Source organism: Pararhodobacter sp. (assembly GCF_034676075.1).
In the GTDB taxonomy this organism is placed as follows: Bacteria; Pseudomonadota; Alphaproteobacteria; order Rhodobacterales; family Rhodobacteraceae; genus Pararhodobacter.
The window spans coordinates 1-5,708 of record NZ_JAUCCQ010000179.1 but is presented as its reverse complement, the minus strand read 5'-3'; the positions used below and the strand labels follow the sequence as shown (position 1 = coordinate 5,708).

General features: G+C 67.5%; 6 protein-coding genes and 2 tRNA genes. 5 read left to right on the top strand and 3 right to left on the bottom strand.

The genetic code is table 11. The annotated features are described in order from the left end of the window. Positions 1-2,025, top strand: a 2,025-nt coding sequence (locus VDQ18_RS22520) for a pyruvate carboxylase subunit B (protein WP_323023098.1), incomplete at its 5' end; no start/stop codon positions are given. A 67-nt stretch (positions 2,026-2,092) separates the two neighbouring features. Here the strand turns inward: VDQ18_RS22520 and VDQ18_RS22515 are convergent. Further along, entirely contained in the window at positions 2,093-2,290 is a 198-nt protein-coding gene (locus tag VDQ18_RS22515) for a CsbD family protein (RefSeq protein WP_323023097.1), read from the bottom strand. A 250-nt stretch (positions 2,291-2,540) separates the two neighbouring features. Here VDQ18_RS22515 and VDQ18_RS22510 point away from each other — a divergent pair. Continuing rightward, positions 2,541-2,615, top strand: a tRNA-Gly gene (locus VDQ18_RS22510). A gap of 42 nt (positions 2,616-2,657) precedes the next feature. Here VDQ18_RS22510 and VDQ18_RS22505 read toward each other — a convergent pair. Continuing rightward, positions 2,658-3,263, bottom strand: coding sequence for a DUF2306 domain-containing protein (locus VDQ18_RS22505; RefSeq protein ID WP_323023096.1), 606 nt, complete (start codon positions 3,261-3,263; stop codon positions 2,658-2,660). Positions 3,264-3,364: 101 nt separating this feature from the next. On the opposite strand from VDQ18_RS22505, the gene VDQ18_RS22500 reads away from it, so the two are divergent. Beyond that, positions 3,365-3,913: a TetR/AcrR family transcriptional regulator gene (locus VDQ18_RS22500; protein ID WP_323023095.1), complete on the top strand. Its 549-nt coding sequence runs from the start codon at positions 3,365-3,367 to the stop codon at positions 3,911-3,913. Here VDQ18_RS22500 and VDQ18_RS22495 read toward each other — a convergent pair whose 3' ends face one another. Beyond that, the gene (locus VDQ18_RS22495; protein WP_323023094.1) at positions 3,914-4,681 is read right to left on the bottom strand and encodes a VOC family protein; all 768 of its coding nucleotides are present in this window, start codon (positions 4,679-4,681) and stop codon (positions 3,914-3,916) included. A gap of 99 nt (positions 4,682-4,780) precedes the next feature. Here VDQ18_RS22495 and VDQ18_RS22490 point away from each other — a divergent pair, with 99 nt between their 5' ends. Further along, positions 4,781-5,431 carry a helix-turn-helix domain-containing protein gene (locus tag VDQ18_RS22490; RefSeq protein ID WP_323023093.1) on the top strand — a complete coding sequence of 217 codons (651 nt, stop codon included), beginning with the start codon at positions 4,781-4,783 and terminating at the stop codon, positions 5,429-5,431. 55 nt (positions 5,432-5,486) lie between these two features. Further along, positions 5,487-5,561, top strand: a tRNA-Gly gene (locus tag VDQ18_RS22485). Positions 5,562-5,708: the final 147 nt, after the last annotated feature.

Below are 5,708 nucleotides of genomic sequence, written 5' to 3'. Positions count from 1 at the left end.
CTGGCCGACATCACGGTGAACGGGCACCCCGAGACGGCAGGCCGCGCCAAGCCCGTTGCCCAGCCCCGCGCGCCCATCGCTCCGCAGATGGTGGTGGCGACCCCGCCCGCGGGGACCAAGACACTGCTGGATCAGAAGGGCGCCAAGGCCGTTGCCGACTGGATGAAGGACCAGAAAAAGCTCCTCATCACCGACACGACGATGCGCGACGCGCACCAGTCGCTGCTGGCGACGCGGATGCGCTCCATCGACATGATCCGCGTGGCACCCGCCTATGCCGCGAACCTGCCTGAGCTCTTCTCGGTCGAATGCTGGGGCGGCGCGACCTTCGACGTGGCCTACCGCTTCCTGCAGGAATGCCCCTGGCAACGCCTGCGCGACCTGCGCAAGGCGATGCCGAACCTGCTGACGCAGATGCTGCTGCGGGCGTCCAACGGCGTCGGTTACACCAACTACCCGGATAACGTGGTCCAGGCCTTCGTCAAACAGGCGGCAGAGACCGGGGTCGATGTGTTCCGTGTCTTCGACAGCCTCAACTGGGTCGAGAACATGCGCGTCGCCATGGATGCGGTGATCGAGACGGGGCGGATCTGCGAGGGGACGATCTGCTATACTTCGGATCTGCTGGACCCGGGCCAGCGGAAATACACCGTTGATTACTATGTGAAGATGGCCAAGGCGCTGGAAGCGGCCGGCGCGCAGGTGCTGGGCGTGAAGGACATGGCGGGCGTGCTGAAGGCCCCGGCCGCGAAGGTTCTGTTCTCGGCGCTGAAAGACGCGGTCGATCTGCCGATCCACTTCCACACGCATGACACCTCGGGCGCGGCCATCGCCACGATCCTCGCCGCCGCCGATGCGGGCGTGGATTGCGTCGATGCGGCGATGGATGCCTTCTCGGGCAACACCTCGCAACCGACGCTCGGCTCGGTCGTCGAGGCCTTCCGCCATACCGAGCGCGACACAGGCCTCTCCATGGCCCGGGTGCGCGAGATTTCGGACTACTGGGAACAGGTCCGCGCGCATTACGGCGCCTTCGAGACCGGGCAGCAAGCGCCCTCCTCGGAGGTCTACCTGCACGAGATGCCGGGCGGCCAGTTCACCAACCTCAAGGCGCAGGCGCGTTCGCTGGGGCTGGAGGAACGCTGGCCGGAAGTCGCCCGCGCCTATGCCGATGCGAACCAGATCTTCGGCGATATCGTCAAGGTGACGCCCTCGTCCAAGGTCGTCGGCGACATGGCGCTGATGATGGTCAGCCAAGGCCTGACGCGCAAGGATGTGGAAGATCCTGCCCGCGACATGTCGTTCCCCGAGTCGGTGATCGACATGCTGAAGGGCAACCTCGGCCAGCCCGAGGGCGGTTGGCCCGAGGCCATCACCAAGAAGGCGCTGAAGGGCGAGGCACCCTCGACCGAACGGCCGGGCAAGCATCTGAAGCCGGTCGATCTGGAAGAGGTCCGCGCCAAGGTCTCGTCCCTCTTCGACGGCATGGTGATCGACGACGAGGACCTGAACGGCTACCTGATGTATCCCAAGGTCTTCACCGACTACATGGAACGCCACAACACCTATGGCCCGGTGCGGACCCTGCCGACCTGGAACTTCTTCTACGGCATGGAACCGGGCGAGGAAATCTCGGCCGAGATCGACCCCGGCAAGACGCTGGAAATCCGCCTGATCGCCCAGGGCGAGACGCAGGACGACGGCGAGGTGCGGGTGTTCTTCGAGCTGAACGGCCAGCCCCGGACCATCCGCGTGCCGAACCGCAAGGCCAAGGCCAGCCTCGCCGTGCGCCCCAAGGCGCAGGACGGCAACGACGCCCATGTCGGCGCGCCGATGCCGGGCTCGGTGGCCTCGGTCGGGGTGTCGGTGGGCCAGAAGGTGAAGCCGGGTGATCTGCTGCTGACCATCGAGGCGATGAAGATGGAGACCGGCCTGCATGCCGACCGCGAGGCGGTGGTGAAGGCGGTCCATGTCCAGCCGGGCGCCCAGATCGAGGCGCATGACCTGCTGATCGAGCTGGAATAACCCACGGGCATCGCACGAAAAAAGGGGGCGCGAGGCGCCCCCTTTCCGTTCACGGCGATGGGTCGGATCAGTACTTCGACCAGAAGCGGTTCACTTCCGCCTCGGCTTCATCCTTGGACTTGCCGTAGCGTTCCTGGATCTTGCCGACCAGCTTGTCCTTGTGGCCTTCGACGACGTCGAGGTCATCGTTGGTCAGCTTGCCCCACTGGATCTTGGCCTCGCCCTTGATCTGCTTCCATTTGCCTTCGATGGTGTCGTTGTTCATCGGTTCACTCCATCCGTAAAGATCGTCGCGGCTCGATCCGCGGCTTGCAAGGAGAACGCGGGCGCCACCGATCCGGTTCCACGAGCCCCGCTCACGACGCCCCTGCCGCGGCGGAAATCCCCGCCTGCCCGGGCGCCGGATCGGCCCGCTGACAGGGCCTCCGACAGGGGCACAGGAAAATCAGCCGGGGCGCGCATTTTCCGCTTGCGGGGGCCGCGGCCATGACCTAAATGACCGGCACCGAAAGGAAGCGGGCGTAGCTCAGGGGTAGAGCATAACCTTGCCAAGGTTAGGGTCGTGAGTTCGAATCTCATCGCCCGCTCCAATTCGGACCAGAGACGGCGGCCTTCGGGCCGCCGTTCTGCTTTCAGGCGACCCGCGGCCGCTGCACGCGCCAGCGCTGCCAGATCTCCAGCACCGCCAGATTGATCAACCAGCTGCCCCAGGCGGTGATGTCGTAGGTTTCGGTCAGGCTCCAGCCCGCGGCCATCAGCGGCGCCATGATCAGCCGAAGGGTCACGGCGGCGAAGGTCAGCGCCACCGAGCGCTGCATCCAGCGCCGGTGCGCGGCGATGTCGCCCGCCCGCGCCCGGCCGATCCCCCAGAGCGTGATGCCGATCCAGAGGACGGCCAGCGTGCCGAAGCCGAGGGCGGCGAAGCGGCTGCCCTCGAACCCCGGCAGCAGGGTCAGTGAGGCGAGGCCGCCCCCCAGGATGGAGAGCCCATAGAGCCGCCCCAGCCAGCGATGCAGCCCCGGCCGCCGCTGCCGCAGCCCCTGCCAGAGCTGGAAGGGGGCAAGCAGCAGCGCCAGCGGCCCGAAGAGGATATGCGCGGCCAAGGACAGCGGGAAATCCGCCAGGTAGTGCGCCATGGCGGGCATCACCAGATCGACCGGCGCCACCAGCACCCGCCATGAAACGAGCGCCACCGACAGCGCCGAAAGCCAGAAGAACCAGGTGAAGGAACGGGGCACGGGGACCTCCTTGACAGTGTAAAGATAGCCCCAGCATAGGCGTCGCCTTTACACTGTCAAGCTCAGATTGACACTGTCAAACCCAGCTGCGATGCTGGGCCATGACCCAATCCTCCCTTCCCACCCGCGACGCCCTGATCGAGGCCGGCCTTGCGCTTCTGATCGAGGGCGGCCCCGAGGGGCTGACCCTGCGTCGCGCCGCGGCTCGCGCCGGTGTCTCGCACGCCGCCCCCGCCCATCATTTCAAGGGCTTGCCGGGGCTCCACACCGCGATCGCCAGCCGCGCCTTCGCGCTCTTCACCGAGGCGATGCTGCGCCGCCTCGCCACAGCCGGGGACAGCCCCTTCGCCCGCCTGCTGGCGATCTGCGAGGGGTATCTCGACTTCGCCCGCGACTCGGCAGGTCTCTTTCATGTGATGTTCGCCTGCCCCGACCTCGACGACCAGGACCCCGCCCTGATCGTCGAATCGGCCCGCGCCTATGGTGTCCTGCGCGAGGGCTGCCTGCCCTTCTCGGGCGGCAGGCCCGATCCGGTGCTCGAGGGGCTGGTGTGGAGCAGCGTGCATGGCTACGCGCTGCTCGGCCCCTCGATCAGCGACGAGGCGCCGTTCAGCGCCGTGCTGGCCCGGATCCTGCCGCAGGGCGCCTGATCAGCGGGGGCCCGTCAGCGGGAACCAGGCGCCCTGCGGATCGCTGCCCTGCAGGATGAAGGCGCCGCCCGGCACCTCCATCGGCCCGTGCTGCACCCGCCCGCCCCGGGCCTCGACCGCGGCCTTGGCCCGGTCGATGCTGGCGACGCCGGTATAAGGCAGCCAGCAGGGCGGCATGCCCGGCTGCGGCAGACCCATCATGCCGCCGATGTCGCGCCCCTCGTGGGCGAAAAGTTGATAGGTCCCCATCTCGCCCATCGGCATCGCGGTCGAGGCCGTCCAGCCCAGATGCTTGGCATAGAAGGCCAGCCCCGCCACCGGATCCCCCGACATCAGCTCGTGCCAGGCGCCGTGGCCGGGCTTGGCGGGATCATAGGCGCCGCCCTGCCCCTCCTCCATCGGCTGCGGCTGCAAGAGGCCGAAAACGGCGCCCTGCGGATCGCTGAGGACGGCAAAGCGCCCGGTGCCCGGGATGTCGGAGGGCGGCACGATCTGGCCCGCGCCATCGGCCAGCATGGCGGCCGCGGTGGCATCGCAATCGCGGACCGCGAAATAGGTCAGCCAATTGGGCGGGATCTCGGGGCTCATCGGCCGCACCATCCCCGCCACCATCGCCGTTCCCTGCCGGGCGAGGAAATATTCGAACCCCTCCATCGGCACCGCCTCGACCTCCCAGCCGATCACCGCGTGGTAGAAATCGGCGGCGGCCAGCGGCTCGGGCGTGGTCAGTTCGTACCAGCAGGGCAATCCTTGGAAATCGTCGCTCACCGGGGCCTCCTGTCCTTGGGATGACGCGCCGCCATGCTGCCGGAGGCACTTGCAAAAAGCAACTGCACAATCCTTAATGAGCGGAAGTCGGAGGATGCGATGGCGCACAAGGGCTATAACGAGGGCTGCCTCGCGGCGCATGCGCTGGACCTGATCGGCGACCGCTGGGCGCTGCTGGTGATCCGCGAGCTGATGCTGGGCCCCAAGCGTTTCGGCCTGATCAAGGCGGGGCTTCCCGGCATCGCCTCGAACATCCTGACCCAGCGGTTGATCGAACTGGAGGCGAACGGCCTCATCGAACGCCGCGCCCTGACGCCCCCCGCCGCGGCGCTGGCCTATGCGCTGACCCCGGCGGGCCTCGATACCCGGCCGGTGATCGACGCGCTCTGCCGTTGGGGCGTGCGCCAGCCCGGCCACGACCCGCGGAAATTCATCTCGCCCACCGGGCTGATGCTGTCGATGGCGGTCATGGTCCGCCCGGTCGCCGCCAGCGCCGAGGCCGCCTTCACCCTGGGCGCCGAAAGCTTCGAGACGCGCCTCGGCCCCGACGGGTTCACCGCCCGTCCCGGCCCCGGCGACGGCCTGCCCCTGCGATTCGCGGGCAGCGGCAACGCGCTCGCCGCCGCGGTCTATGGCAGCGCGCCGCTGAAGGCGCATCTGGCCGCGGGACAGGTGCAGCTGACCGGCGATCCAGCCGCCGCCCAGCGCTTTCTCGACGCCTTTTCGCTGGCCCCGAAAACCGCCGCCTGAGGCCCGAAACACCCCTTGCACCCCGCCCATGGCGATGCTAGATCGCGGCCATCGAGCGGGCGTAGCTCAGGGGTAGAGCATAACCTTGCCAAGGTTAGGGTCGTGAGTTCGAATCTCATCGCCCGCTCCAGAACAAAAAGGCCGGATCCTTCGGGACCCGGCCTTTTTCTTTGCCCCGCTGAAAAGACAAAGAAAAACGGGCCCCAAGGCCCGCTCTTCCGGTCATCTTCGTTCTGGAAATATCCTCGGGAGGATTTTCAAGGAGGGTGGAAAACCC